This window comes from Bradyrhizobium sp. USDA 3256 (genome assembly GCF_054058275.1).
This window is the reverse complement of record NZ_JBSSAE010000002.1, coordinates 3,503,471-3,530,445: the sequence shown is the minus strand read 5'-3', so window position 1 is coordinate 3,530,445 and position 26,975 is coordinate 3,503,471. Positions and strand designations below refer to the sequence as shown.

The following is a 26,975-nucleotide window of genomic DNA, read 5'->3' as shown; positions in this document are numbered from 1 at the left end:
GAGCGATGCTGGAATGACGAGCCCCTTCAATAATACCCGCCGCGGCGTATGGGTCCCGGCCTTCGCCGGGACGACGCGTGGAGAGAGGCGCGTGTGCAACCTTGTCCAGCTCATACTGGCGAGGCATTTAGATCGACCCAGCCCACTCAATCCGCCGCTTGCTCCCGCAGCCGCTGCGCATACACGTTGATGATCAGCGCCGCGAGCAGAATCAACCCGCGGATCAGGATTTTCAGGAAGCTGTCGATATTGACGTGGTCGAGGCCGTTGTTGAGCACGCCGAGCACGAACAGGCCGACGATGGTGTTGCCGATGCCGCCGCGGCCGCCGAACAGGCTGGTGCCGCCGACCACCACGGCCGCGATCGAATCCAGCAGATAGGTGTCGAACTCGTTCTGCTGGGCGCTGCCGAAATGGGCGACGCCGAGCATGCCGCCGATGCCGGAGCACACCGCCGAGATCACCATCACGCTGCCGAGGATGAGCTTGACGTTGAGGCCGGCAAATTCCGCGGCCTCGCGGTTGCCGCCGACCATGTAGACGTAGCGGCCGAACCGCGTGTAGGTCAGCACCAGATGGCCGCCGAGCAGCATCACCGCGGCGACGATCACGATCCAGGGGATGCCGCCGATCGAGCTCGAGCCGAGCGTCGTGATCAGGTCCGGCACCTTATAGGCAATCTGGCCGCGCACCAGCAGAGCCGAGACGCCGGCCGCGATCTGCATCATGGCGAGCGTCATGATGAAGGAGGGGATGCCGATCATGGTCAGCCCCAGCGCGTTGACGAGGCCGAGCAGTGCGCACAGCGCCAGCGCCAGCAGGATCGCGACGATACCCGGCATCGGGACATTGGCGATGTTGACGTAGGATTCCTGCAGCGTGAAGTACGCCACGGCAATGCCGGTGACGTTGGCGATGCTGGCGATCGACAGGTCAATCTCGGCGCACAGGATCACGAAGGTGAGGCCAACGGCGATGATGCCGGTGACCGACACCTGGGTCAGGATGTTGCCGACATTGTCAATGGTGGCAAACGACGGGCTTGCGATCGCAAAGAACCCACTGAGGAAGATCAGCGTCAGGAACGGCGCGATGTTGCGCATCTGCGAGCGCAGGAAGGGCGCCAGCCCGCGCGACCGCTGGTGATCCGCTCGCGCCGTCGCGCCATCACTGCTTGCCATCATGTCTCTCCATCAAGCGCGATGAGGTGGTCATTGCGCTTTCTCTGTTTGTTCGAGCATGATCTCCCGCGCAAACGCTTTTGCGTTTGTCGCGAGGGAAAACCGCTTCGCACTTTTCCGGATCATGCTCTAGGCCGCCTCCAGCAGCCGATCCTTGCTGACCGCTTCGCCCGCGAATTCGCGCACCACCGCGCCGCGCTTGAGCACCAGGATCCGGTCGGCCAGCGACAGCACCGTCTCCGGCTCCGTCGACAGCACGATGATCGCCAGCCCCCTTGGCGCGGAGATCGCGCACGATGTTGATCACGTCGTTCTTGGCGCCGACATCCATGCCGCGGGTCGGCTCGCATAGCACCAGCACGCGCGGCGGGTAGGCGAGCCATTTCGCCAGCGCCACCTTCTGCTGATTGCCGCCGGACAGCATGCCGAGATCGAGGCCGACCACCGGCGGCCGGATCTGCAATTGCTCGACCTGGCGCTGGGCGATCGCGAGCTCGCGAACCGGCTTGAGCAGCAGCGCCGAGATCCGCTCGAGGATGCTGATCGAGATGTTCTTGTAGACCGGCTCCTGGTGGAACAGCATGGCGCGCCGGCTTTCCGGCACCAGCGCGACTCCGGCCCGCCGCGCCGCCGCGGTGCTGCGAAACGTCTTCGCGGCACCATCGACCGCAAGCGTTCCGCCGTCTGGTCGCAGCTTGCCGAACAGGATCCGCGACAGCTCCAGCTGCCCGCAGCCCATGAAGCCGTAGATGCCGAGCACTTCGCCGGAGCGGGCCTCGAACGAGACGTCCTGCAGGCTGCGGCGCAGCGAGAGCTGATCGACCTTCAGCACCGCCGCGCCTCCGCTCGATTGCGGGAGCATGAGGTCATCGGTGTAGCTGTGTTCCAGCGCCTCGCCGCCGCGGCCGATCATGGCCTCGATCAGCGCCCCCTTGCTGGTGTCGGCGGATGCGGTCTCGGCGATTTTGCGCCCGTTGCGGAACACGGTGACCACGTCGGAGACCCGCAAAATGTCCTCGATGAAATGCGAGATGAAGACGATGCTGGTGCCTTCGTCGCGCAGCTTGTGCAGCGTCGCAAAGAGGCGTTCGACCTCGGGCGGGGAGAGGGCGGAGGTCGGCTCGTCCAGGATGATGATGCGCGCGCCGGAGAACAGCACGCGGGCGATCTCGATCAACTGCTGCAGGCCGATCGGCAAATCGCCGAGCCGCGTCATCGGATCGACGTCGATGCCAAACCGGGCCAGCTGCTCGCCGGCCTCGCGCGCCATCCGCCGCCATTGCACGAAGCCGAGGCGGTTGATGGGCTGGTTGCCGAGGAACACGTTCTCGGCGACCGTGAGATCAGGCGCGACGCTGAGCTCTTGATGCACCATGCCGATGCCGGCGGCGTGCGCGTCGCGGGTGGAGCGGAAGCGGGTTTCCTTGCCGTCGAGCATGAAGCGGCCGGAGAACTCCGGATGCACGCCGGCGATGATCTTCATCAGCGTGCTTTTGCCTGCGCCGTTCTCGCCGACGAGACCATGGATCTCGCCGGCGTGCAGCGCGAAGTCGACCCCACGAAGGGCTTCGACGCCGCCGAAGGCCTTCGTGATCTGGTGCAACTCGAGGATCGCCGAGCGTCCCTGCGTCATGAGGCCCGCTCAGATCAGGAAGTGATCCTCCATCCATTGCATGCCGGCGGCGTTGGCCTTGGTCACGACCGGACCATCGGTCACGACGTTCTTCGGAATGCCCTGGCCGCTCTTCTCGCCGCCGACCACGGCGGCGACGCCCGCGACGATCGCGCCGCCATGGATGCGGCAGGACGGATTGCGGACGGTCGCGAACATGCGGCCTTCGCTGACCGCCTGGATCGCAGGCGGCATGGCGTCGACACCGCCGATCAGGATGTTGGTGCGGTTGCGCGCCTTCATGATGTTGTAGGCGGCGAGCGCCATGTCGTCGTTGTGGAAGAAGGCGGCGTCGATCTGCGAGTATTTGGTCAGATAGGTTTCCCAGAGCCGGGCGGTCTTCGAGACGTCCCAGTCGGCGGGCTGGGTATCCAGCACCTCGATGTTCGGGAACTGCTTGATGACCGAGTTGAAGCCCTTGGCGCGGCCCTGCGCGCCGGTATGGCCGAGCGCGCCCTGGGTCATGATGACCTTGCCCTTGCCGCCGATCGCGTTGCACAGCGCCTGCGTTACGGAGGCGCCCATGAACTCGTTGTCGGGTGCGAGGAACGAGTGGACGTTAATTTGATCGAGAGGAGCAATAAGCGTGTCCATGTCGATCACGGGGGTGCCGGCGTCGATCATCTTCTGCACCGGCTGGGTCAGCGTGCCGATACCGAACGCCTGGATCGCGACGAAATCCCATTTCTGCGATGCCATGTTGTCGATCGCGGCGCGCTGCTTGACGGCATCGAGCTGGCCGTCGAACCAGGTCACCTCGACGTTGAACAGCTTGCCCCAGAATTCGGCGGCCTGCTTGCCCTGCGCGCACCATGTCGCCTGCAGTCCGGCATTGGAGAATGCCGCCTTCAACGGCTTTTCCGAGCGTCCCATTTCAGCGGCGAGCGCCGACGTCGTCATGCCCACTCCGCCGAAGAGGCCGGCCGCGGCTCCACCTGCCGCCGCCATTTGCAGAAGGTCGCGCCGCGTCGTCGACGCCTTGTCCATCCCCTTGTCGGTCCCTGGCATTGCTTGCTCCCTCTTCGTTTTTCTGACCGTCGGCGTCAATTGCACGCGCCGCGGATAAAGCGAGTGTGTCACAATCGGAACGGTGACGCTACGGCCTCTCGTCCACGAGATGTTTCTGCTGCAGCACGATGGCTTCGATGTCGCCGAGCAGCTTGTGCCACGCAGCATCGATCTCCGCAGTCCACTGCTCGCCGAGAATTTCGCGCAAGCTGTCGGCAATCACGGCGAAGAACGCGACGAACAGTTCGCGCGGCGTTCCGTAGGCGTCGTGCGAGAACACTTCCGATTCGATCAGGCGAAAATGTCCGCGGCGTTCGCCGGCGAAATCGAGGATGGCTTCGATCGTCAGCTGCAGCATCGAGCCTTTCACCGGCTCGCTGCCTTCGGTGCGAAACATCGCCTGCGCTTCGGGATGATCGCGAAACAGGCGGCGATAGACTGACGGTGTCAGATCATCGCAAGCCGCGGCTGCGAGTTCAAAGCTGCGTTCGATCGGATTCGATGATGGAGTCATAGCGGATTGCGATCATCACATAAAAAAAGAGCAGGGCTCGAAGCCCTGCTCCAAAAATTGTGTCGACCCTATTTGCCCCAAAAATTCGATTTGATCTTGATTGATGGGGTGACGCTGCTTGTGCGCGTCGGGCTCCTCCCGAGACTTGGACCACCAGGACACACCTCGCGGCTGGCCTGAGCCTGAATTGGTAGACTATCTTTCCAGGCTTGTCATCATTTTCGGCAACGATTGTTCAATTTTCGAGCAATTTGCGAAATGATTGGGATGGCGCCACTGGCGGTTGTGACGGGAGATGCAAAACACGTGGCAGGGTAAGGGGATACGACTGATTTCGGAGCCGCCGTGACGCAAGTGCCACGCTCGGCTATTTCCGTCGGCTGGAAGAAACGGGACGCGTCGGCGATCTCGACTTCCGGCGTCCATGGTGGTTAGTTCCGTCCCGGATGGTTTTGCGATGCGCCGGCGGCTGAAGAATTTTCTGCCCATCGTCCTGGTTGCCCTGCTGGTGCAGATTCTTGCACCGATCGGGGCCTGCTGGGCGGCGAGCCTTGCCGCGTCCGATCCGCTCTCGGCCGCCACCATCTGCCACGGCGATGCCGGCTCCGGAGCCGGGCAGGGAGACCAGACCGGTCACGACGCCCATGATGGCTGCTGCTCGGCGTGCAGCATGCTGCAGACCGGTGCTCCCGTTGACAGCCCGCAAGTTACTGCCCAGGCCGTCGAACGCCTGCCGAGCCGGATCGCCTGGCTTGATTTCGCCTCTGAGCTCGATCGTTCGCGCGCTGGCCTCTCGGCGCAAGCCCGCGCGCCGCCGCTGTTTTCCTGACGACCTTGTCGCTGCCGGTGCGTCCCGCGCCGGCAAGTGCCCGTGAGCAAGCCGGCCGGAGCGCCGGTGTCAGGATTCATCCATGTTTCGCTATCACCCGCTGGAGGCGGCAAGCCTGCTCACGCTGGGCGCGACGCTTTGCGCATTGCCGTCCGCTGCCGAAGCCCAGGCGCCCAGCACAGAGCTACCCTCCGTCACCGTCGAGGCGCCCCGGACGGCGGTGCGCGCTAAGCCGGCGGCGCCGAAGCCGCGGCCTCGTGCGGCGTCCGTGCGGCGGCCACCGAAGCCGGCGACAGCGCCGGCCGTGACGGCTGCCCCCGGGGGCGGCGCGAGGCCGAGGGAGACGCTTGCCGCGACCCGCGACGGTTTGAACCGGGCGCCCACAGGCCAGACGCAGACGACCATCGACCGCAGCCAGTTCGACAACCGACCGGCGTTCTCCGTCGCCGATGTGCTGCGGGACAGTCCGGGCATCTCGATCAAGCAGGGCAACGGCCCCCGTGATTTCGGCATCTCGATCCGCGGGTCGAATGCGCGGAACGGCTTCGGTATTCGCAACCTCGTCATCTTCGACGACGGTTTCCCGGTGACTCAGCCGGACGGCCTGTCGCGCAGCGACCTGATCGATCCGCGTGCCTATGGCGCGATCGACGTGGTCCGCGGACCGTCATCGGCGCTCTACGGCAATTATGCGACCGGCGGCGCGCTGAATTTCCGGACCCGGCAGGGCGGCACGATCGACGGCGTCGAGTATGGCGTCGACGGCGGCAGCTTCGGTTACCTCAACAACTATCTCGCCGCGGGCAAGAAGGTCGGCAATTTCGAGGGCTCGCTGTTCGCGAGCGACGCGCGCGGCGACGGCTACATCGGCAACAGCTGGTTCAACACCCAGACCGTCAATTTCCTCGGCACGCTGCAGGTCACGCCGGACGATCGCTTCACGGTGAAGCTGATCAACAACGACCTGACGACGCGCCTGCCGATCCGCTCCTCGCTGAACCAGTTCTACCAGAACCCGTTCCAGCAGGGTTGCACGACCGGCGCAACGGCGGCGCCGGGATGCGCCACCGTGACGTTGTTCAACAACGGGTTCAACGCGGCGGCCGGGACCGACAAGGAGACCGCGGTTCAGGCCGGCCTCGGGCGCGACGACCGCCGTACCATCGTCGGCGGCCGCTGGGAGCACGACTTCGACAATCAGACCACCTGGCGCAACCAGTTCGTGTTCGACGACCGCAACATCAACCAGCCGACGGGATCGACCAGCGCGATCGGCGACTTCCCGTCCTACAACTACATGAGCGACGTCGTCAGACGCGGCGATGTGTTCGGACTGGATTCGACCACCTATTTCGGCGGCTTCTACAATACGCTCACCGCCTCGAGCGATACGCGCAATGTGATGCCGGGCGGAAATGCGACGCTCGGAAGCCTGTCGAGCAATTTGTTCAGCACGACGACAAATTACGGTGTTCGGGCACGCGAGGAATTGAAGCTCACGTCTGCGCTGACGGCCGTTGCTGGCATTGGCTGGGAGACCACCAATCTCACCGGGCGGAACACCGCCTATAGCTACGTCGGCGCGGCCGGAGCCACGACCACGGCGATCACGACGGCGGACCGGCAATTCCAGAATACCGCGCCCGAGCTCGCATTGCTTTACCGGCTGAGCAGCGAGTGGCAAGTCCGTGGGCGGGTGGCAACCGGATACGGCACGCCGCAGGTCGGCAATTTGTTCGTCCTGCCGAGTGGCGCCTCGGGCAACAACACCCAGCTGCGGACGCAAAAGAATCTCGGTTACGATGTCGGTGCCGACTGGACACCGAACAACGCGCTCAAGGTCAGCGTCACCGGCTTCTACGAGTTCTTCAAGGACGAGCTCGTTTCCCAGGCCACGCCGCTTGCGGGCATCTCCTACACGTTCAACGCGCCGCGATCGGAGCATCGCGGCGTCGAGCTGGCTGCCGACTGGAAATTCCTGCCGGGCTGGCGGTTCTCGGCGGCCTACACCTATCTCGACGAGGTCTACACGGAATACGTCGAGAACATCACGAACGGCGCGGTGTTCAGCTTCAATCGCGCCGGCAACAAGATCCCCGGCATTTCACCGAACGAGCTCACGGCGCGGTTGGGCTATGACCAGCTGTCGGGTCCGTTTCAGGGACTTGGCGGGTTCGTCGAAGTGCAGTGGAAGGACAGCTTTTACATGGACAACGCCAACCTCTTGAAGGCGCCGGGCTATGAGCTGGTCAACCTCAACCTGCACTACAAGACCGATCTCGTCTCCGATTATTTCAAGGCGCTGAACCTCTACATCGAGGTGAGGAACGTCTTCGACCGGACCTACGTGGCGTCGGCGAACAACATCTCAAATTCGGTGACCGCGGCAGGCATTCAAAATCCCGCGAGCGTACTGGCGAACACGACCAACTCGATCTATGCCGGATCGCCGCGCGCCTTCGTGGCGGGCATGAAGATTGCGTTCAAATGAGGAGCGCATCGATGACCTATCGCAAACCGGTCGCCCTGACGCTGCTTGCAACGCTCATGCTCGCGGCGTTGCCGAACCTTGCCGTCGCACAGATGAGCCATCAGCACGCCTCCGAAGCGGCCTGCGAAGAGACGGACCTGCGCTGCGCGACCAAGGTCACGCCCGCCTTTGGGCGGGATGGGACATTGTGGCTGGCGTGGATGGCCGGAGGTCGGATCTCCGTCGCGAGCTCAAAAGACCAGGGCAAGAGCTTTTCCACGCCGGCGCAGGTCACCCGAGAGCGGCTCAATCTCGATTGGGGACCGGATGCGCGGCCGAAGCTCGCGATCGATGCCAAGGGCAACATCGCTGTGGCCTTCTCGATCTTCCGCGATCAGAATTTCAACGGTCAGGTGCTGACCACGCGATCGACCGATGGCGGGCGCAGCTTCGATGCGCCGATGCCGATCACCACGAACAATGAGAGCCAACGGTTCGAGGCGATCGGCTTCGATCCTGCGGGGGCGGTGTTTGCCGCGTGGCTCGACAAGCGCAACCGCGTGCCGGCGCAGCAGCGCGGCCAGAAATATGACGGTGCCGGATTGTTTTTCGCGTCATCGGGAGATGGCGGAGCAACCTATTCCGACGCGCGGCTCGTTGCCGACAACACCTGCGAGTGCTGCCGCCTCGCGCTGGCGTTCGATGGTGCGGGCCATCCGGTGGTCGTGTTCCGGAACATCTTTGAGGGCGGTGTGCGCGACCATGCGATCGTGACGTTCTCAGACCTGGCTACGCCCGGCGAGATCCATCGGGTGAGCCGCGACGACTGGCAGATCGCGGCGTGTCCGCATCACGGTCCGAGCCTGACCATATCGCCCGAAGGAACCTACCATGTGACGTGGTACACCAACGGCAAGGCGCGCAAGGGATTGTTCTATGCGCGCTCGCGCGACGGCGGCAAAACCTTCTCCGATCCGCTTCCGGTCGGTCAGCCGAACCGCAGCCCGTCACGGCCGCACATCGTCGCGGGGCCGCAGGGGCTCGTGATGGCCTGGAAGGAATTCGACGGGCAGAAGACGACAATCGACCTCATGACGTCGCACGACGATGGAGCGACATGGTCGAAGCCGACGGTGATCGCGGACACCGCCGACAGTTCCGACCATCCGCTGCTCGTCTCGGACAGCCGGCAGACCTATCTGTCGTGGATGACGAAGGCCGACGGCTACCATTTTCAAGCGATCGAGGGCGAACCATGAAGCGTCATCTGCTGGCTGTGCTGATTCTGCTCGCGACGCTGCCGTCTGCACTGGCGGCGGGCGAGGGCGCGCCAAAACCGTTCGAACGGGGCAGCTGGCAAAAGCTGCTGCATGCGCATGCCGGTCATCCGACCCTGGTGCACTTCTGGGGAGTGACCTGCGGACCATGCAAGGTTGAGTTGCCGGAGCTTGGCCAGTTCATGAAGGATCATCCCGGAATCGATGTCGTCACGATCAGCGCGGATCTGGTTCCCAACCTTCCGGAGGCGACGCGATCGATGCTGGATCGCGCCGGCCTCGGCGCGGCCGAAAACTGGATTTTCGACGACGGCTTTGCCGAGCGGTTGAGATTTGAGATTGATCCGGCCTGGCAAGGCGATATCCCGCGAACCGTGCTGATTGCCCGGGATGGAACGATCACGACGATCGAAGGGTCGGCCGAAATTGCCGATCTGGACAAATGGTCCGGCGCCCAGTCGGCAGCAACCCGATAACACCTGAATTTCAACTTGAAAGGAAATCCGCCGCCATGAAGACGCTCTCCCGCATCCTTGCCCTCGCAGCGCTGACCGCTGCACTCGTCTCGACGTCCGCGCGCACCGAGGACGTCAAGGCCGGCGACCTCGTGATCACGCAGGCCTGGACGCGCGCAACGCCGAACGGCGCCAAGATCGGCGGCGGCTACCTGACGATCGAGAACAAGGGGACGACGCCCGACCGGCTGGTGTCGGGCTCCGGCGATGTTGCCGGCAAGATCGAAGTCCACGAGATGTCGATGGACAATGGCGTGATGAAGATGCGCGCGCTCGACAAGGGCCTCACCATCGAGCCCGGCAAGACGGTGAAGCTCGCGCCGGGCGGCTATCATCTGATGTTGTTCGACCTGAAGAATCCGCTGAAGCAGGGCGACAAGGTGCCGGTCACGCTCGAATTCGAAAAGGCCGGCAAGGTCTCGGTCTCGCTGGACGTGCAGGCCGTCGGCGCGCAGGCACCGGGCGGCGGTCATTCCGGCCGTGGCGACCATTCCGGTCACATGGACATGAAGAAGATGTGAGGGGAACCATGCGATCACAGACGCTCCTTATTGCCATGGTGGCGCTGCTCGCAGCGCAGCCGGCGATCGCGCATATCACGCTCGAAGGAAAGCAGGCGGCGGTCGGATCGTATTACAAGGCGGTGTTCGCCGTGCCGCATGGCTGCGCGGGCTCGGCGACGATCAAGATCCGGGTGCAGATTCCGGAGGGCGTGATCGGAGTGAAGCCGATGCCGAAGGCGGGTTGGACTCTCGATACGGTCACCGGCAAATACGCCGCCCAATACGACTATCACGGCGCCAAGCTTTCCGAGGGCGTCAAGGAAGTCGCCTGGAGCGGTGGCAAGCTCGCGGACCAGAACTACGACGAGTTCGTGATGCAGACGTTTCTCACCGATACCTTGAAGCCCAACACCACGTTGTATTTTCCGGTCGTGCAGGAGTGCGAGCAGGGCGTCAGCCGCTGGATCGATATCCCGGCCGACGGGCAGGGCGGCGGGCACGACCATGGCAGCAAGACACCGGCGCCCGGCGTCAAGCTGCTGCCGAAGTCGTAAGCGATGCGGCTGGTCGCAAACCTCGCAGCGCTGCTCGTGGCGCTGTGTCTTGCGACCTCGGCCCATGCGCATGCCGTCCTGATCGGGGCCGAGCCGGCCGACGGCAGTGTGGTGGCTGAAGCACCCAGGACGGTGGTGCTCCGCTTCAACGAAGTGGTGGCGCCGACGGCCGTCAGCCTGCTCGACGCTGCGGGCAAGCCGCGCGACGTCGCGATCCGCGCCGTCGACCAGTCGGTGGTGGTGACGCTGCCGGCGGGCCTGCCACAGGGCACGCAGGTGGTCAGCTATCGCGTGGTGTCGCAGGATGGCCATCCGGTCGCCGGCTCGCTGCTGTTTTCGATCGGCGTCGTCACCGGCTCGGCGGCGCCATCGGCCGACGGCGCGCTCCATGCACTGATCTGGCTGGCGCGGCTCGGGCTCTATGTGGGCTTGTTTGTCGGCGTCGGCGGCGTGTTCTTTGCCGCCTGGATCGGGCAGGGCCCGGCCGGCGAACGACTGATCATGTGGTCGCTGAAGATCGGCCTTGTCGGCGCGATCGCGTCGCTTGGACTGCAGGGCGTCGACCTCTTGAACCTGCCGCTCTCGGGCATCGTGACGCGGGCGGCATGGGCCGGTGCCGCCGGCACCAGCCTGTTCCCCACGCTGCTGCTCGCGATTGCCGCGATGCTGATCGCGGCGATTGCCTGGCGCAGCCCGTCGTTCGGTGCAGCCTTCACCCGCACTGCGATAGCAATGATCTGTGTCGGGCTGTCGTTTGCGGTCAGCGGCCATGCCGCCACGGCCTCGCCGCAATGGCTGACGCGGACCGCGCTGTTCATCCACGGCATTGGCGTGGCGTTCTGGATGGGCGCGCTGGCGCCGCTGGCGGTGCTTGCCTGGCAGCGCAAGGATTCGCTGCTGCGGGTGCTGCGGCATTTTTCGACGCTCGCAGTGCCGGTCGTCGCCTTGATCGCCTTGTCGGGCCTGGCGCTCGCCGTCGTCCAGCTCGAAAGCTTTCACGCGCTGATCGACACCGGGTACGGCAACATCCTTGTTGCGAAACTGGTGCTGGTGGTGCTGCTGCTCGGGCTCGCTGCGCTGAACCGGTTGGTGTTCACGCCGGCCATCGCGCGCGAATTTCATCGGACACGGCCGCTGCAGCGCTCGATCGCGCTGGAATTCGTGCTGATGATCGCCATTCTCGGCCTCGTTGCACTCTGGCGTTTCACGCCGCCGCCGCGCGTGCTGGCGATGTCGGCCGATGTTCCGCTCGCGGTCCATATCCACACCGATGCCGCGATGTTCCAGGTGCTGATCGCGCCGGGCAAGGTCGGGCCGAATGACTTCGTGCTGCAGCTGATGAACGGCGATGCCAGCCCGTTCGCGGCCAAGGAGGCGACGCTGACGCTGAGCCTGCCCGAGCGCGGCATCGAACCGATGGAACGCGCCGCCGCGCGCGGTGCCGATGGCTACTGGCACGTGCGCAAGGTGCCGCTGCCGGTCCCGGGCCGCTGGCACATGCAGATCGACGCCCTGGTGACCGATTTCAAGAAAGTGACGCTGGAAGACGATTTCGAGGTCAGGTAAAGCCGCGGTCGGCGCGCTCGGCACTTCGACGGCGCGCAATTCGTTCAAATGGCCGAAAATCGCCTGATTTGAAGGGTTTTTCTTATTTGGCGGCCTTGTGTTTTCACAGCCGATCCGGTTTCACTGCAGCTCTTCCCACGCTTTCCTGATTCCCGAGTAACGCCATGCGATTGTCGCGGTTTTTCCTGCCCATCCTGAAAGAAAACCCGAAAGAGGCGGAGATCGTCTCGCATCGGCTGATGTTGCGCGCGGGCATGATGCGGCAGGAGGCTGCCGGCATTTATGCCTGGCTGCCGCTCGGCTTCAGGGTGCTGAAGAAGATCGAGCAGATCGTTCGCGAGGAACAGGACCGCGCCGGCGCGCTCGAGCTCTTGATGCCGACGCTGCAGCTCGCCGATCTCTGGCGCGAAAGCGGCCGCTACGACGCCTATGGCCCCGAGATGCTGCGCATCCTCGATCGTCACAAGCGCGAGCTGTTGTACGGGCCGACCAACGAGGAAATGATCACGGAGATTTTCCGCTCCTACATCAAGTCCTACAAGAACCTGCCGCTCAACCTCTACCACATCCAGTGGAAATTCCGCGACGAGCAGCGTCCGCGCTTCGGCGTGATGCGCGGCCGCGAGTTCCTGATGAAGGACGCCTATTCGTTCGACCTCGACGAGGCCGGCGCGCGGCGCTCCTACAACAAGATGTTCGTGGCCTATTTGCGGACCTTTGCGCGGATGGGCCTCAAGGCGATCCCGATGCGGGCCGAGACCGGCCCGATCGGCGGCGACCTCAGCCACGAATTCATCGTGCTCGCGGAGACCGGCGAGTCCGGCGTCTACATCAACCGCGATGTGCTGGACCTGCCGGTGCCGGGCGCGGACGTCGATTATGACAGTGATCTGACGCCGATCATCAAGCAGTGGACTTCGGTCTACGCCGCGACCGAGGACGTCCACGAGGCTGCGCGCTTCGAACAGGAAGTGCCTGAGGCAAAGCGGCTGAACACCCGCGGCATCGAGGTCGGCCAGATCTTCTATTTCGGCACCAAATATTCCGAGACCATGAAGGCGATGGTGGCCGGTCCCGACGGCGTCGACGTGCCGATCCATGGCGGCTCCTACGGCGTCGGCGTGTCGCGCCTGGTCGGCGCGATCATCGAAGCGTGTCACGATGACGCCGGCATCAAATGGCCCGAGGCCGTCGCGCCGTTCCGCGCCGCGATCCTCAATCTCAAGCAGGGCGATGCCGCGGTCGATGGCGCCTGCGAGCAGCTCTATCGCGAGCTCTTGGCGAAGGGCGTCGACGTGCTCTACGACGACACCGACCAGCGTGCCGGCGCCAAGTTCGCCGCGGCCGATCTGATCGGCATCCCGTGGCAGATTCTGGTCGGACCCAAGGGGCTTGCGGACGGCAAGGTCGAAGTGAAGCGTCGCAGCGACGGCTCACGCGACAACATGAGCCCCGCCGACGTGGTCGCGAAGCTCGCGGGTTAAAGTTTATTCACGCCGCGCTGATCGACGGGGTAATCCGGCCACATTTGGCCCGAATCATGGGATTATCGACAAATGGATGAGACCATGAACGAGCCAGTCCGTACCCCGCCTTTTGCGCCATTCGAATGGCTGCTGTCCGGACGCTATCTGCGCGCGCGCCGCAAGGAAGGCTTCATTTCGGTCATCGCCGGCTTTTCGTTCCTCGGCATCATGCTCGGCGTCGCCACGCTGATCGTGGTGATGGCGGTCATGAACGGCTTCCGCAAGGAATTGCTGGACAAGATCCTCGGCCTCAACGGACATATTCTGGTGCAGCCGCTGGAATCGCCGCTGACCGACTGGAAGGATGTCGCCGACCGCATCAGCCAGGTGCAGGGCATCCGTCTCGCCGCGCCGGTGGTCGACGGGCAGGGGCTCGGTTCATCGCCGTTCAACGCCGCCGGCGTTTTCATCCGCGGCATCCGCGCCGACGATCTCAACAACCTCACGTCGATCGCAAAGAACATCAAACAAGGCTCGCTCGAGGGCTTTGATGAGGGACAGGGCGTCGCGATCGGTCGCCGCCTCGCCGACCAGCTATCGCTGCATGCCGGCGACATGATCACGCTGGTCTCGCCGAAGGGTGCGGTGACGCCGATGGGCACCACGCCGCGCATCAAGCCCTACAAGATCACCGCGGTGTTCGAGATCGGCATGTCGGAATATGATTCGACCTTCGTGTTCATGCCGCTGACCGAGGCGCAGGCCTATTTCAACCGCAACAACGACGTGTCCTCGATCGAGGTGTTCACCACCAATCCGGACAAGATCGAAACCTATCGCAAGCTGGTGACCGAGGCGGCCGGCCGTCCGGTGTTCCTGGTCGACTGGCGGCAGCGCAATTCGACCTTCTTCAACGCGCTTCAGGTCGAACGCAACGTGATGTTCCTGATCCTGACCATGATCGTGCTGGTCGCGGCGCTCAACATCGTCTCGGGACTGATCATGCTGGTGAAGGACAAGGGCCAGGACATCGCGATCCTGCGGACCATGGGCGCCTCGCAGGGCTCGATCATGCGGATATTCCTGATCACCGGCGCATCGATCGGCGTCGTCGGTACGCTGGTCGGTCTCTTGGTCGGCTTGCTGATCTGCTTCAACATCGAAACCATCAGGCAATTCCTGTCGTGGCTGACCAACACGGAATTGTTCGATCCCACGCTATATTTCCTGTCGAAGCTGCCTGCTGAAATCGATTTTGGCGAGACGCTCGCCGTCGTGATCATGGCGCTGACGCTGTCCTTCCTTGCGACGCTCTACCCGTCGTGGCGTGCCGCGCGCCTCGATCCGGTCGACGCGCTCCGGTACGAATAAGGAGCGCACATGGCGGAGGGGGCGGAAGACACACCGGTCGTCTATCTTCATGACATCAAGCGGGAATACCGGCAGGGCGAAGCGACGCTGACGGTCCTGAACGGCGCCAAGCTCGCGCTGTGGCCCGGTCAATCGGTGGCGCTGGTGGCGCCGTCGGGGTCCGGCAAGTCGACATTGCTGCACATCGCGGGCCTGCTGGAGACCCCTGATGAAGGCGAAGTCTATGTCGCGGGCACGCCGACCTCGCAGATGTCCGACGTCGACCGCACCCAGATTCGCCGTTCCGATATCGGCTTCGTCTATCAATCGCACCGGCTGCTGCCGGAGTTCTCGGCGCTCGAGAACGTCATGCTGCCGCAGATGATTCGTGGCCTCAAACGCTCCGAAACCGTGAAACGGTCGACCGAGATTCTCTCCTATCTCGGGCTCGGCGATCGCATCACCCATCGCCCAGCCGAGCTCTCGGGCGGCGAGCAGCAGCGTGTCGCGATCGCGCGCGCGGTTGCCAACGCGCCCCGGGTGCTGTTCGCGGACGAGCCGACTGGCAATCTCGATCCCGGCACGGCCGACCACGTCTTCAACGCGCTGATGCAACTCGTGAAGGCGACCCGGGTCGCGATGCTGATCGCGACTCACAATCTCGATCTTGCCGCGCGAATGGATCGCCGGGTGTCGCTGTCGAACGGACAGGTTGTCGAGCTCGAATAGTGCGCCGTCGCGCGAACTGGCTAGCGGTGCGCGTGAAGAAGTCGCGCTAAGGTAAGAGAATCCAGAGCCTTTTTCCGTGTCGCTTCGATCGGAACGAAATGCTTCTGGCTCTCAGTAAGCGGGGCGAGGCCGTCTGCCGGATGCTCTCGGCCGACCGTCGATCGGCGGCCCGGCATAATAGGGGTTGTTGATGCAGATCGCCGCGAGGCCGGACGCCGAGGCCTGGCACTGCGCGATCGACGTGTAGCCGCAGTCGGTATCCTCACCGCCCCATCGGTAGTTGGTTTTGCAGACCGGCGAGGTCGAATCGTATTTCTGGGCGCTGGCCGGCGCGGCTGCCAAGGCCAGGAGTGTCGGCAAGAGTGCCAGAATCAGACTGCGCATCAGAAATCTCCTCGTCGGCGCCGGCAATGCTGATGCCGAGCGCACGCGAATAGGCACCTGCGCGCAGCGCCGGATCAATTCACATTCCCGCGCCGGTGTTTGCTGGATCGGGCGTCAGTGGATGAACAGGTCGAAGAAATTGCCCTCACGGCGGTTTCGCGGGGGGACGTTAAGATACGAGCGCGGGTCGTTGTCGCCGGCATAATAGGGGTTGGCGATGCAGTTCTGCCCGATGCCCGAAGCGGTGGCCAGGCACGCCTCATACGATGGATAGGAGCAGTTGCTCAGGCCGGGATAGCGGTCGCCCTGAATGCAGAACGGGTAACGCACGCCGACGGCATGTGCGGGCGCAGTCCCCAGCGCTGCGAATGCAACCACAGACGCCGCAGCAGCAAGAATCATCGTCCGCATGTGCATTCCTTTTGCTGCGAAGATTCGACCTTGGCGACGATCCAGATCGGACAAGCCGGTTCCGGTCAACACGATCTTGCGCGCAGCTGCGCATGCAGATCCGAATTGTGAAGATTGTGCGGCAACTATGTGGCAAAAGCTCCGGGAAGTGCCCGTAATACAGTATTAACTTCAAATTTGAGCGAAGTCGTTTGGCCCTGCCTGTTGCCGCGAAGTTACAGCAATTCCGCCGGGGGCTGCTATGACGGTGTCTCGCGGCCTTGGGGGCCTGTAGAAAAAGTTGGAACGGGAAAATGAAAAAGATTTTGCTTGTCACCGCCAGCATGCTCGCGCTCAGCGCGACTGCTGCCTCCGCGGCTGACCTCGCGGCTCGCCCTTACACCAAGGCTCCGCCGCCCATGGTTGCCGCAGTTTATGATTGGACTGGCTTCTACATTGGTATCAACGGTGGTTGGGGCCAGAGCCACGACAACCGTTCGGTCGACGGCTTCGGTGGCGTCGGAAGCTTCGACGCCAACGGCGGCACCGTCGGTGGCCAGATCGGCTACCGCTGGCAGGCCGGCGGCTGGGTGTTCGGTCTGGAAGCTCAGGGCAACTGGGCTGACTTCTCCGGCAGCACCGGCAACCTGGTCGTCCCGGGCGGCATCGTTCGCTCGAAGACCGATGCGTTCGGCCTGTTCACCGGTCAGATCGGCTACGCCTGGAACAACGTCCTGCTGTACGCCAAGGGCGGTGCTGCGGTCACCGATCGCAACTTCCAGTTCCTCAACGCGGCCGGCAATCTGGCGTCCGAGACCGGCTTCGACACCCGTTGGAGCCCGACGGTGGGCGTTGGCCTCGAATTCGCCTTCTCGCAGGGCTGGTCGCTCGGCGTCGAGTACAATCACATCTTCGAAGACACCCATGGCGCGACCTTCGTGACCCCGGCGGGTGTTGCCGTGACCGGCTTCCACACCGGTGGCGACACCGACATGGTCCTCGGCCGTCTGAACTACAAGTTCGGTGGCCCGGTCATCGCGAAGTACTGATCGCTCGCTTGATCCAAGCGACATCGAAAACCCCGGGCCTCGGCCCGGGGTTTTTTGTTGACCTGGCGCCGCCGCCCGTTGGCCAGGAGCAGGAGACCGGCTTTGCCCGTCCGCTCCGGGATTCGGGTCGGATTTGATTGGGCGGGGCTTTCCAACCGAACGGTCAACGCCGCATATTCGCGGCATGACGGACCTGCAGCTGATCTCCCAACTGACGTGCCCATCCTGCGGCCATGTCTCCGTCGAGACGATGCCGACCGACGCCTGCCGGTTCTTCCATGATTGCAAGGGCTGCGGCACTCGCCTGAAACCGAAAGCAGGAGATTGCTGCGTGTTTTGCTCATACGGAACGGTCCCGTGCCCGCCCAGGCAGGCGGGGAATTGCTGCGGTAACTAGCTTTCCGGAGCCTCAAGACACGCTCGCCATCGGATCATTGATGGCGCCGAGACGTCGGCCGGCCGGGAATTAACCACAGGGGTCTCTTCTCGAACGGGGTTGCTGGCGTTGCTTGACTCCTAGAACAAAAAAGGAACAATGTTCTGCATACGTTCCGGTTCAGGGAGAGCGGCCATGTTGAAGATTTTCGTGCAAGAAGCTGCAGCGCTGGCATCGATCACGCTGTTCGTCGGGATGATCGCGGTGTGGGCCCAGCTGATCACCCAATTCTGAAAATTCGCCCGCGGGACAGGGGCATCACCAGCGGCGTGGCTTGCCCTTGGGGAAAAGCAGGAGGACTTGCCGCCACGCCGCGTTCGGCGTGGACTTGGCAGGGTTCAGGCCCCACCATGGGATTGCGAGTCGGGTCTGACGCTTTCGAGTTCCGGCCCTGGCGCTCGCTCCATCCCTGACTCAAGAGATTCCCTAAGCAGCCATGCCGAATGCCGGATTCGTTCATCTTCACGTTCATTCCGCCTATTCGCTGCTGAAGGGCTCGATCAAGATCGCCAAGCTGGGCGAGCTCGCGAAGGCCGACCGCCAGCCCGCGCTGGCGCTGACCGATACCGACAACATGTTCGGCGCGCTGGAATTCTCCGACAAGATGGCCGGCTACGGCATCCAGCCGATCGTCGGCTGCGAGCTGGCGGTGGATTTCGGCGACGTCGATCCGAATACGCGCAGCATCCTTGCGACGACGGGCCCGGCGCGAATCGTGCTGCTGGCGGCGCGCGAGCGCGGCTACCGCAGCCTGATGCGGCTGAACTCGCGGGCGTTCCTGGAGACGCCGGTCAACCAGACCCCGCACATCAAGTTCGATTGGCTCACCGACGACGCCGAGGACCTGATCGCGCTGACCGGCGGCCCCGACGGGCCGATCGCGCTGGCGCTGCGTGCCGAACAGGCGGCATTGGCCGCGACCCGCTGTGAACGTTTGGCCGGCCTGTTCGGCGATCGCCTCTACATCGAATTGCAGCGCCACGGCGTCGACAAGGAGCGCCGCACCGAGGCCGGCCTGATCGATCTCGCCTACAGCAAGGGCCTGCCGCTGGTTGCGACCAACGAGCCGTATTTCGCCAGCAATGACGATTACGAATCGCATGACGCGCTGCTGTGCATCGCCGGCGGCCATCTGATCGCCGAGACCAATCGGGAGCAGCTGACCCCCGATCACCGCTTCAAGACCCGCGCCGAAATGGCGGTGCTGTTCGCCGATATTCCGGAGGCGCTGGCCTCGACGGTCGAGATCGCCGAGCGCTGCTCGTTCCGGCCGAAGACCCGCAAGCCGATCCTGCCGTTCTTCACCGTCGGTGCCGCGTCGAGCGTCGATGCCGCCGCCGACGAGGCCGCCGAGCTGAAGCGCCAGGCGGAGGAGGGGCTCGCCAACCGGCTGCGGGTGCATGGTCTCTCGCCCGGCATGACGGAAGAGGACTACGCCAAGCGTCTCGCCTTCGAGCTCGACGTCATCACCCGCATGAAATATGCGGGCTACTTCCTGATCGTCTCCGACTTCATCAAATGGGCGAAGGCGCAGGGCATTCCGGTCGGACCGGGCCGCGGCTCCGGCGCCGGCTCGCTGGTCGCATGGGTGCTCACCATCACCGACCTCGACCCGATGCGCTTTGCGCTGCTGTTCGAGCGCTTCCTCAATCCCGAACGCGTCTCGATGCCGGACTTCGACATCGACTTCTGCCAGGACCGCCGCGGCGAGGTGATCCAGTATGTGCAGGAGCGCTACGGCCGCGACCAGGTGGCGCAGATCATCACCTTCGGTACGCTGCAGGCGCGCGGTGTGCTGCGCGACGTCGGGCGCGTGCTGCAGATGCCGTACGGGCAGGTCGACAAGCTGACCAAGCTGGTGCCGCAGAATCCCGCGGCGCCCGTGACGCTGGCGCAGGCGATCGAAGGCGAGCCCAAGCTGCAGGCGTTCCGCGACGAGGATCCGGTGGTGGCGCGTGCGTTCGACATCGCGCAGCGCCTCGAGGGCCTGACGCGCCACGCCTCGACCCACGCCGCAGGTATCGTGATCGGTGACCGGCCGCTGAGCGAGCTGGTGCCGATGTACCGCGATCCGAAATCCGACATGCCGGTCACCCAATTCAACATGAAATGGGTCGAGCCGGCCGGCCTCGTGAAGTTCGACTTCCTCGGCCTGAAGACGCTGACCGTGCTCGACGTCGCGGTGAAGTTGCTCAAGCAGCGCGACGTCCATGTCGATCTCGCCACGCTGCCGATCGACGATGCGGCGAGTTACCAGATGCTGGCGCGGGGCGATGTGGTCGGCGTGTTCCAGGTGGAAAGCCAGGGCATGCGGCGCGCGCTGATCGACATGCGGCCGGACCGTTTCGAGGACATCATCGCGCTGGTGGCGCTGTATCGCCCGGGCCCGATGGCGAACATCCCGACCTATTGCGCGCGCAAGCATGGCGACGAGGAGTCGGAATATCTGCATCCGATCCTGGAGCCGATCCTGAAGGAGACCTTCGGCGTCATCATCTATCAGGAACAGGTGATGCAGATCGCGCAGCAGATGGCGGGTTACTCGCTCGGCCAGGCCGACCTGCTGCGCCGTGCGATGGGCAAGAAGATCCGCGCCGAGATGGACAAGCAGCGCGACATCTTCGTCGCCGGCGCGATGAAGAACGGCGTGGCGAAGGGGCAGGCGGAAACCATCTTCGAGCTGCTCGCCAAGTTCGCCGACTACGGCTTCAACAAGAGCCACGCCGCGGCCTATGCGCTGGTGTCGTACCACACCGCCTATATGAAGGCGCATTATCCGGTCGAGTTCCTCGCGGCGTCGATGACGCTCGAACTCAACAACACCGACAAGCTGTCCGAATTCCGCTCCGAGGCGCAGCGGCTCGGCATCAAGGTCGAGGCACCCAACATCAATCGCTCCGGCGCGACCTTCGAGGTCAGCGGCAACACGATCTACTACGCGCTCGCCGCGCTGAAGGGCGTCGGCATCCAGGCGGTGGAGCAGATCATCGCCGAGCGCAACAAGGGCGGCGTCTTCACCTCGCTGGCCGATTTCGCCGCGCGGGTCAGCCCGCGCGCGGTCAACAAGCGGATCATCGAGAGCCTTGCGGCGGCGGGCGCGTTTGACACGCTCGACCCGAACCGCGCGCGCGTGTTCGCCGGCGCCGATGCGATCCTCGCTGCCTGCCAGCGCAGCCACGAGGCGGCGACCTCGGGCCAGAACGACATGTTCGGCAGCGCGCCGGACGCGCCCAGCATCATCCTGCCGCAGGTCGAGCCGTGGCTGCCCGCGGACCGGCTGCGGCGCGAATACGACGCGATCGGCTTCTTCCTGTCGGGCCACCCGCTCGACGACTACGCGACCGCGCTGAAGCGGCTGCGCGTGCAGTCCTGGGCGGAATTCTCGCGTGCGGTGAAGACCGGCGCCACCGCGGGCAAGGTCGCCGCAACGGTTGTGTCGCGCATGGAGCGGCGCACCAAGACCGGCAACAAGATGGGCATCATGGGCCTGTCGGACCCGACCGGCCATTTCGAGGCGGTGCTGTTCTCCGAGGGCCTCGCGCAATATCGCGACGTGCTCGAGCCGGGCGCGGCCGTGCTGCTGCAGCTCGGCGCCGAGCTGCAGGGCGAGGATGTGCGGGCGCGGGTGCTGCACGCCGAGCCGCTCGATCACGCCGCGGCCAAGACGCAAAAGGGCCTGCGCATCTTCGTGCGCGACACCAAGCCGCTGGATTCGATCGCCCGCCGCCTCAACATGCCGGACGCCGCGCCCGCGCCGGGGGGCGCTGCAAAGCCGCTGGCGGCCAAGCCCGCGCCGGCAGCCGCGCCGCCGGCAGGTGCATCCGACGGCGACGTCTCGCTGGTGATGATGCTCGACCTCGAGACCGAGGTGGAGATGAAGCTGCCCGGCCGCTACAAGGTCTCGCCGCAGATCGCCGGCGCGATCAAGGCGGTCGCGGGCGTGGTCGACGTGCAGACGCTGTAGGGGCAGGGCGATCCGAGCGGGGGCGTCTCCCCTGTTAATGCCTCAGCTTGCGGGATTGCGCGCCGTGACGATCCACGTCGCGCTATCGATCATCACCGACTGCTCGCCGGGGCGGCCCGCGAAGGCGGCACGAACCGCGGCCGAGGCGCGGGCGCGGATGTCGTCGGGCTGATCAACGAGCGCGCGCGACAGCGGGCCGACCTCCAACGTCATCTTCACCGCGTCGTCGATCGCCGCGTCCCGCGTCGCGCCCTCGCCAAGCGGGACGGAAGCATCGAAGGGCGCGATCGCGATATCAGTGAAGCCGGCCACCGTCAGGATCCGAGCCACCCGCCCCCGGTCGCCGAACGAGAATGGACCGGGCGCTTCGGGATCGGGCGGCGCCGTCGGCGGGACGATGCCCTTGATCGCGTCCATCGGCAGGCGCATCCAATCGTTCTCGGCCACGCCGCGCCAGCAGACGAAAGCGACCCGCCCGCCCGGCTTGAGCGCACGGCGCATATGGGCGAACGCCTTTGTCGGATCGGCGAAGAACATCACTCCGAAACGCGAGAACAGGATGTCGAACGCGCCCTCGGGCAGCACGGCGCCGCTGGCGTCGGCCACCCGGAACAGGACCTGCGTATCCTGTGGCGCACGCGCGCGCGCTCGGCTGATCAGCGGTTCGGATATGTCCACGCCCAGCACTTTGCCCCCCGCGCCGACGCGGGCGGCCAGAGCCAGACTCGACGTGCCCGCGCCGCAGCCGACGTCCAGCACGCGCTCGGCCGCCGCCGGCGCGGCGGCTTCGATCGCGGCCTGGCCGAACACCTCCAGCCTGGCGTCGAGCCGGGCCTGGTGGGCGATCCAGCGCTCCCCGCTTTGGCCATTCCAGCCGGCGACCCGATCGGCATTGTGCTGTGCCATGACATATCCTTGCTCTAATTGGTTCTTAACTAGGCTGTCTGATGCCAGAGGCCCCGCTTGTTCGATGAGCCCACACGCCAGCGCTCCAGAAGTTAAGCGTTCATAATTCTTTTCATCGTGGCCCGTTGCATTGAACGCGGCGTCAGGCGATTTGAGAAGGCAGCCATCTTGTTGGCCAGGCCCGGGATCGCCATAGCCTTTCGTTGCAAGAGCGCCCGAATACCGGTCTCGGCGACCGGACGCGGCTGCATGGTGAGGAGCCGCAGCAAGGCCGACGTGGTTGCGCCGGCTGCCGCATCGAAACCCGTCGCGGTGTGTCCCGGGCAGAGAGTGGTGACGACGACACCGTGCGGGCGGAGCTCTTCATACAGGGCCTCGCCAAGGGCGAGTACATACGCCTTGGTCGCCGCATAGGCCGCGTAGCTGGGAACGGCTTGAAAGGCCAAGAGGCTGGCGACGAGAAGGATATGTCCAGACCGCCGCTTGGCCATATCGCGGCCGAAGAGATTGGTAAGCTCTGTGAGCGTCGTGATGTTGAGCTGGATCATGTCTGTCGTGCGCTCGATCGGCGTGTCCAACAAAGCGCCGTGCAAGCCGTATCCGGCATTGTTCAGCAAGATGTCGATCGTCACCGACCTCGCATCGAGACTGCTTTTCAAGCGGCTGGCCGCGCCTGGCGCGGCAAGATCGATCGCCTCGACCAGCACATCCACCCCGTATTTGCGGCGCAGATCGGCGGCAAGCTTTTCCATCGACTCCTGCCGTCGGGCCGCCAATACGAGATTGACTTTCTGCGCAGCCAGCAGATCTGCAAATTCAAGGCCGAGGCCACTCGACGCCCCGGTGATCAGAGCCCATTTTCCGGCGAAGCTGTTCATTGGTTCTTTCGACATCTTTCTCTTCCTCAACTCCAATTTGATGGCGAGCGGCAACCGGAGAAGGGAATCTGCGCTCTCAAACCACCATCGACTGCTGGGCGAAGATACCCGCCATCGCACCCTGCGATGATGCCTGGGTGACCGAGGGCAAGAAGGGCGTGGTGAGGTCGCCGGCGGCGTAGATGCCAGGCGTGCTGGTTTGGCGGCGCTCGTCGACCTTGAGGACGATGCCGGCGGGCGTAGCCACGGTGGCAAGGCCCAGCGATTCATGCAGGCTTGCGGACGGCTTGTTGCGAGGACTGGCGAACAGGATGTCGACCGCGACATTGCGGCCGGTATCGACATTGACGGTGGTGATATGGCCCTCGTGATGGGCGATCTCGATGATCCGGCCAACGACGGCAGGTACGCTGCGGCGCGCCAGATCGGCCTGGACATCGGGCGGAATGTCGTGACCATCAGCGAAGAGCGTCAACCTGTCGGTCCAATCGTGGAACAGCCTGACCTGATTGTGCGACTGCGGGCCGGACCAGACGAGGCCCCAATGCTGGCCGGCGACTTCAAAGCCGTCGCAATACGGGCAGGGCACGATGGACGTGCCCCAGGTTTCGGCGTAGCCCGGAACATCAGGCATCTGGTCGGCGACGCCATAGCTCAGGATCAGACGACGCGCCCCAAAGCTTTCGCCATCGGAAGTGAGGACGTTGAAATCGTCGATGGCACCCGAGACGCTTTCGGCACGGGCACTGACCAGCTTGATCGTGGGATAACGCGCCAGCTGCCGTCGCGCCTCGGCCAGGATGTCCAGCGGCGGCTTGTGATCGTGCCCGAGCAGGCCGTGCGAGTGGCCGGCGAAGCGGTTGCGCGGCAGGCTGGTATCGAGAACGGTGACCTTGCGGCGGGCACGGCCGAGCTGCAGGGCGCCGGCGAGACCGGCAAAGCTGCCGCCGATGATGATGACGTCATCCATGTTCGGGCTCCGTTTGGAGGACAGGTTGGAACCTACCCATTGGCTTGCATATTTCAGAAACTCCATGGTATCGTAATTCAAGAATTAAGATACTGTCAAGTACTGGAATTTCCGTGACCGAAAACAGCCAGGGCCGGCGCGGTCGGCCTACCAACGAGGCGCTTGGCCAAACGATCGTCGACGCCGCGCGCGAACTCTTTGTGGAGTTGGGTTTTCAAGCGACGACATTGGACAAGGTCGCCCAGCGGGCGAAGATATCCAAGCTCAGCATCTATCGGCACTTCGAGAACAAGGAGGCGCTGTTCAGCGCGGCCATGGCGGCCGGCTGCCATCAGTTGTTTGCACCACAGGCCCTTCTTGAAGGCGTCGACGGTTCGGTCGAAGATCAGCTCATGGCGGTGGGATCATCCCTGCTTCGCACGCTGTTGAGGCCGGACGTCCGCAGTGTTGAAGACATGATCATGGCGGACAAGACGAATCAAAAGTCGTTAAGCAAGCTCCATTACGAAGCGCGCCCCGCCCATGTCATCGCCCAAATCGAGGCCCTGTTGCGTCAGTTGCACGCGAAGGCGGTTCTGAACGTGCCCGATCCTCTCCGGTCCGCCCGCTTGTTTGCTGCGCTTTTCAAAGGATCCGATCTCCTGATGATCGCACGCTTCGATGAGGCGAGAGCAGAGGACGACAACGAAATCGAGTCCTATTGCCGGTCGGCCGTCGCGATGTTCATCGCCGCGCACGGTGGCAACGACAACGTGGGCGGATATTTGCCTGCCCGAAGGTCGAAAGACAAAATTTGAATCGTGCGTGACCGCGTCGGCCTCCAGGTCAAGGCAGGCCAGCCGATCATGAAAATTGACGAGTCGGCCGCACGGTCCGACTAACGTCCGCTTCGGGTGCAAAAAGCCTTGCCCGCGAGCGGTCGCGCGATTTCGGAATATTGGAAATGTAGCCGTGATTTGCCCGACGGGTCAAGCGGCTTGCCCAACGCCGGTCGCCGCCAGCTCCTTTGCATGGGGTTGTTTTTCGATATTTTGGCCGCGCCCACCTGTGATAGGCCTTGGGCCGGCAAACAGGGCCGTTTCGGCACGATTTGGGCCCGGCCGGCCGGTGTAACCGGCCGTATTTCCTTGCTTCTCGCGCAAATCGCGCTATATAGCGCGCCATCTCACACGGAAACATGGCTCTCAAGGCCGTCCGGTGGCAACCGGGCCATTCAGGCGCGTTTGCTCACACGTTTCCGGAGGAACCAACCGGAGAATTATCACTATGTCGCTACCCGATTTTTCTATGCGTCAGTTGCTTGAAGCTGGCGTTCACTTTGGCCACCAGGCCCACCGCTGGAATCCGAAGATGCAGGATTACATCTTCGGCGCCCGCAACAACATCCACATCATCGACCTCGCGCAGACCGTGCCGATGCTGCACCGTGCCCTGCAGGCGGTCAGCGATACCGTCGCCAAGGGCGGCCGCATCCTGTTCGTCGGCACCAAACGCTCGGCCCAGGACGGCGTTGCCGACGCTGCCAAGCGTTCGGCGCAGTACTTCGTCAACTCGCGCTGGCTCGGCGGCACGCTGACCAACTGGAAGACGATCTCGGCCTCGATCAAGCGTCTGCGTCATCTCGACGACGTGCTGTCGTCGGGCGAAGCCAACTCCTACACCAAGAAGGAGCGGCTGACGCTGCAGCGCGAGCGCGACAAGCTCGACCGTTCGCTCGGCGGCATCAAGGACATGGGCGGCCTTCCCGACATGATCTTCGTGATCGACACCAACAAGGAAGACATCGCGATCCAGGAAGCCCAGCGGCTCAACATCCCGGTCGCGGCGATCGTCGACACCAATTCGGACCCGAAGGGCATCACCTATGTGGTGCCGGGCAATGACGACGCGGGCCGCGCGATCTCGCTGTATTGCGATCTCGTGGCGCGCGCCGCCATCGATGGCATCTCGCGCGCTCAGGGCGAGTCCGGAATCGACATCGGTGCGTCGGCGACGCCCGTGCAGGAAGACCTTCCGGCGGCTGCGCCGTCCGGCTTCCAGGGCCTTGCCGGCCCGCGCGGCACCGCCGACAACCTCAAGAAGCTCACCGGCGTGTCCGGTGCGATCGAGAAGAAGCTCAACGACCTCGGCATCTTCCACTACTGGCAGCTCGCCGAGCTCGACCACGACACCGCGCACAAGATCGGCGAAGAAGTCGGTCTGCCGAGCCGTGCCGACGCCTGGGTCGCCCAGGCCAAGACGCTCGCCGAAGCGGAATAAAAGTTACGCGGCGTGGCCGGGTCTCGCCCGGCCGCCGCTTCTATTCCACGAACAACGATTTCCCTGTCGCAGACGGCGGCGCCATCGGGCGCCGCGGTTTCTGTA

General features: G+C 64.1%; 23 protein-coding genes and 1 pseudogene. 15 read left to right on the top strand and 9 right to left on the bottom strand.

Features of this window, described 5'->3' with window-relative positions:
* Positions 1 to 146: 146 nt before the first annotated feature.
* From ACVWY5_RS18285 to ACVWY5_RS18270, 4 genes and pseudogenes are all read right to left on the bottom strand, one after another.
* On the bottom strand, positions 147 to 1,181 hold the full coding sequence (locus tag ACVWY5_RS18285) for an ABC transporter permease (protein WP_028333982.1): 1,035 nt from the start codon (positions 1,179 to 1,181) through the stop codon (positions 147 to 149).
* 129 nt (positions 1,182 to 1,310) lie between these two features.
* A pseudogene (locus ACVWY5_RS18280) lies at positions 1,311 to 2,814 on the bottom strand (sugar ABC transporter ATP-binding protein).
* 9 nt (positions 2,815 to 2,823) lie between these two features.
* On the bottom strand, positions 2,824 to 3,861 hold the full coding sequence (locus ACVWY5_RS18275; protein ID WP_028333984.1) for a sugar ABC transporter substrate-binding protein: 1,038 nt from the start codon (positions 3,859 to 3,861) through the stop codon (positions 2,824 to 2,826).
* Positions 3,862 to 3,949: 88 nt separating this feature from the next.
* On the bottom strand, positions 3,950 to 4,375 hold the full coding sequence (locus ACVWY5_RS18270) for a globin (RefSeq protein ID WP_028333985.1): 426 nt from the start codon (positions 4,373 to 4,375) through the stop codon (positions 3,950 to 3,952).
* 457 nt (positions 4,376 to 4,832) lie between these two features.
* Here ACVWY5_RS18270 and ACVWY5_RS18265 point away from each other — a divergent pair, with 457 nt between their 5' ends.
* From ACVWY5_RS18265 to ACVWY5_RS18220, 10 genes are all read left to right on the top strand, one after another.
* Positions 4,833 to 5,204, top strand: a complete 372-nt coding sequence (locus tag ACVWY5_RS18265; RefSeq protein WP_028333986.1) for a DUF2946 domain-containing protein — start codon at positions 4,833 to 4,835, stop codon at positions 5,202 to 5,204.
* Positions 5,205 to 5,286: 82 nt separating this feature from the next.
* On the top strand, positions 5,287 to 7,695 hold the full coding sequence (locus ACVWY5_RS18260) for a TonB-dependent receptor (RefSeq protein WP_028333987.1): 2,409 nt from the start codon (positions 5,287 to 5,289) through the stop codon (positions 7,693 to 7,695).
* Positions 7,696 to 7,706: 11 nt separating this feature from the next.
* A complete protein-coding gene (locus ACVWY5_RS18255; RefSeq protein WP_028333988.1) occupies positions 7,707 to 8,933 on the top strand; it encodes a sialidase family protein in 1,227 nt (408 codons plus the stop codon).
* Entirely contained in the window at positions 8,930 to 9,427 is a 498-nt protein-coding gene (locus ACVWY5_RS18250; RefSeq protein WP_028333989.1) for a TlpA disulfide reductase family protein, read from the top strand. Before ACVWY5_RS18255 ends, ACVWY5_RS18250 begins: the two co-directional genes overlap by 4 nt.
* Before the next feature lie 35 nt (positions 9,428 to 9,462).
* Positions 9,463 to 9,987: a copper chaperone PCu(A)C gene (locus ACVWY5_RS18245; protein WP_028333990.1), complete on the top strand. Its 525-nt coding sequence runs from the start codon at positions 9,463 to 9,465 to the stop codon at positions 9,985 to 9,987.
* 8 nt (positions 9,988 to 9,995) lie between these two features.
* Positions 9,996 to 10,523 (top strand): YcnI family protein, encoded by a 528-nt coding sequence (locus ACVWY5_RS18240; RefSeq protein WP_028333991.1) that lies wholly within the window; start codon positions 9,996 to 9,998, stop codon positions 10,521 to 10,523.
* Between the two features lie 3 nt (positions 10,524 to 10,526).
* On the top strand, positions 10,527 to 12,089 hold the full coding sequence (locus ACVWY5_RS18235) for a copper resistance CopC/CopD family protein (protein ID WP_028333992.1): 1,563 nt from the start codon (positions 10,527 to 10,529) through the stop codon (positions 12,087 to 12,089).
* A gap of 164 nt (positions 12,090 to 12,253) precedes the next feature.
* The gene (proS, locus tag ACVWY5_RS18230) at positions 12,254 to 13,573 is read left to right on the top strand and encodes a proline--tRNA ligase (RefSeq protein WP_028333993.1); all 1,320 of its coding nucleotides are present in this window, start codon (positions 12,254 to 12,256) and stop codon (positions 13,571 to 13,573) included.
* Positions 13,574 to 13,645: 72 nt separating this feature from the next.
* Positions 13,646 to 14,926 (top strand): lipoprotein-releasing ABC transporter permease subunit, encoded by a 1,281-nt coding sequence (locus ACVWY5_RS18225; RefSeq protein ID WP_028333994.1) that lies wholly within the window; start codon positions 13,646 to 13,648, stop codon positions 14,924 to 14,926.
* Positions 14,927 to 14,935: 9 nt separating this feature from the next.
* A complete protein-coding gene (locus ACVWY5_RS18220) occupies positions 14,936 to 15,634 on the top strand; it encodes an ABC transporter ATP-binding protein (protein WP_028333995.1) in 699 nt (232 codons plus the stop codon).
* Between the two features lie 111 nt (positions 15,635 to 15,745).
* Here ACVWY5_RS18220 and ACVWY5_RS18215 read toward each other — a convergent pair whose 3' ends face one another.
* Positions 15,746 to 16,018, bottom strand: coding sequence for a DUF3551 domain-containing protein (locus ACVWY5_RS18215; protein WP_028333996.1), 273 nt, complete (start codon positions 16,016 to 16,018; stop codon positions 15,746 to 15,748).
* 114 nt (positions 16,019 to 16,132) lie between these two features.
* On the bottom strand, positions 16,133 to 16,483 hold the full coding sequence (locus tag ACVWY5_RS18210; RefSeq protein ID WP_283087519.1) for a DUF3551 domain-containing protein: 351 nt from the start codon (positions 16,481 to 16,483) through the stop codon (positions 16,133 to 16,135).
* Between the two features lie 239 nt (positions 16,484 to 16,722).
* On the opposite strand from ACVWY5_RS18210, the gene ACVWY5_RS18205 reads away from it, so the two are divergent.
* The 3 genes from ACVWY5_RS18205 to dnaE all read left to right on the top strand — a co-directional run bounded on the left by ACVWY5_RS18205 (position 16,723) and on the right by dnaE (position 21,857).
* On the top strand, positions 16,723 to 17,457 hold the full coding sequence (locus ACVWY5_RS18205) for an outer membrane protein (protein ID WP_028333998.1): 735 nt from the start codon (positions 16,723 to 16,725) through the stop codon (positions 17,455 to 17,457).
* Positions 17,458 to 17,650: 193 nt separating this feature from the next.
* Entirely contained in the window at positions 17,651 to 17,854 is a 204-nt protein-coding gene (locus ACVWY5_RS18200) for a GDCCVxC domain-containing (seleno)protein (protein WP_080667071.1), read from the top strand.
* Between the two features lie 475 nt (positions 17,855 to 18,329).
* Complete coding sequence (gene dnaE, locus ACVWY5_RS18195; RefSeq protein ID WP_028333999.1) at positions 18,330 to 21,857, top strand: DNA polymerase III subunit alpha; 3,528 nt, start codon at positions 18,330 to 18,332, stop codon at positions 21,855 to 21,857.
* A gap of 42 nt (positions 21,858 to 21,899) precedes the next feature.
* Here dnaE and ACVWY5_RS18190 read toward each other — a convergent pair whose 3' ends face one another.
* The 3 genes from ACVWY5_RS18190 to ACVWY5_RS18180 all read right to left on the bottom strand — a co-directional run bounded on the left by ACVWY5_RS18190 (position 21,900) and on the right by ACVWY5_RS18180 (position 24,611).
* Positions 21,900 to 22,763, bottom strand: a complete 864-nt coding sequence (locus ACVWY5_RS18190; protein WP_028334000.1) for a class I SAM-dependent methyltransferase — start codon at positions 22,761 to 22,763, stop codon at positions 21,900 to 21,902.
* Positions 22,764 to 22,855: 92 nt separating this feature from the next.
* Positions 22,856 to 23,656 carry an SDR family NAD(P)-dependent oxidoreductase gene (locus ACVWY5_RS18185; protein ID WP_028334001.1) on the bottom strand — a complete coding sequence of 267 codons (801 nt, stop codon included), beginning with the start codon at positions 23,654 to 23,656 and terminating at the stop codon, positions 22,856 to 22,858.
* 61 nt (positions 23,657 to 23,717) lie between these two features.
* Positions 23,718 to 24,611, bottom strand: coding sequence for an NAD(P)/FAD-dependent oxidoreductase (locus tag ACVWY5_RS18180; RefSeq protein WP_028334002.1), 894 nt, complete (start codon positions 24,609 to 24,611; stop codon positions 23,718 to 23,720).
* A 113-nt stretch (positions 24,612 to 24,724) separates the two neighbouring features.
* On the opposite strand from ACVWY5_RS18180, the gene ACVWY5_RS18175 reads away from it, so the two are divergent.
* Positions 24,725 to 25,408, top strand: a complete 684-nt coding sequence (locus ACVWY5_RS18175; protein ID WP_028334003.1) for a TetR/AcrR family transcriptional regulator — start codon at positions 24,725 to 24,727, stop codon at positions 25,406 to 25,408.
* Positions 25,409 to 25,877: 469 nt separating this feature from the next.
* A complete protein-coding gene (locus ACVWY5_RS18170) occupies positions 25,878 to 26,870 on the top strand; it encodes a 30S ribosomal protein S2 (RefSeq protein ID WP_028334004.1) in 993 nt (330 codons plus the stop codon).
* Positions 26,871 to 26,975 lie beyond the last annotated feature (105 nt).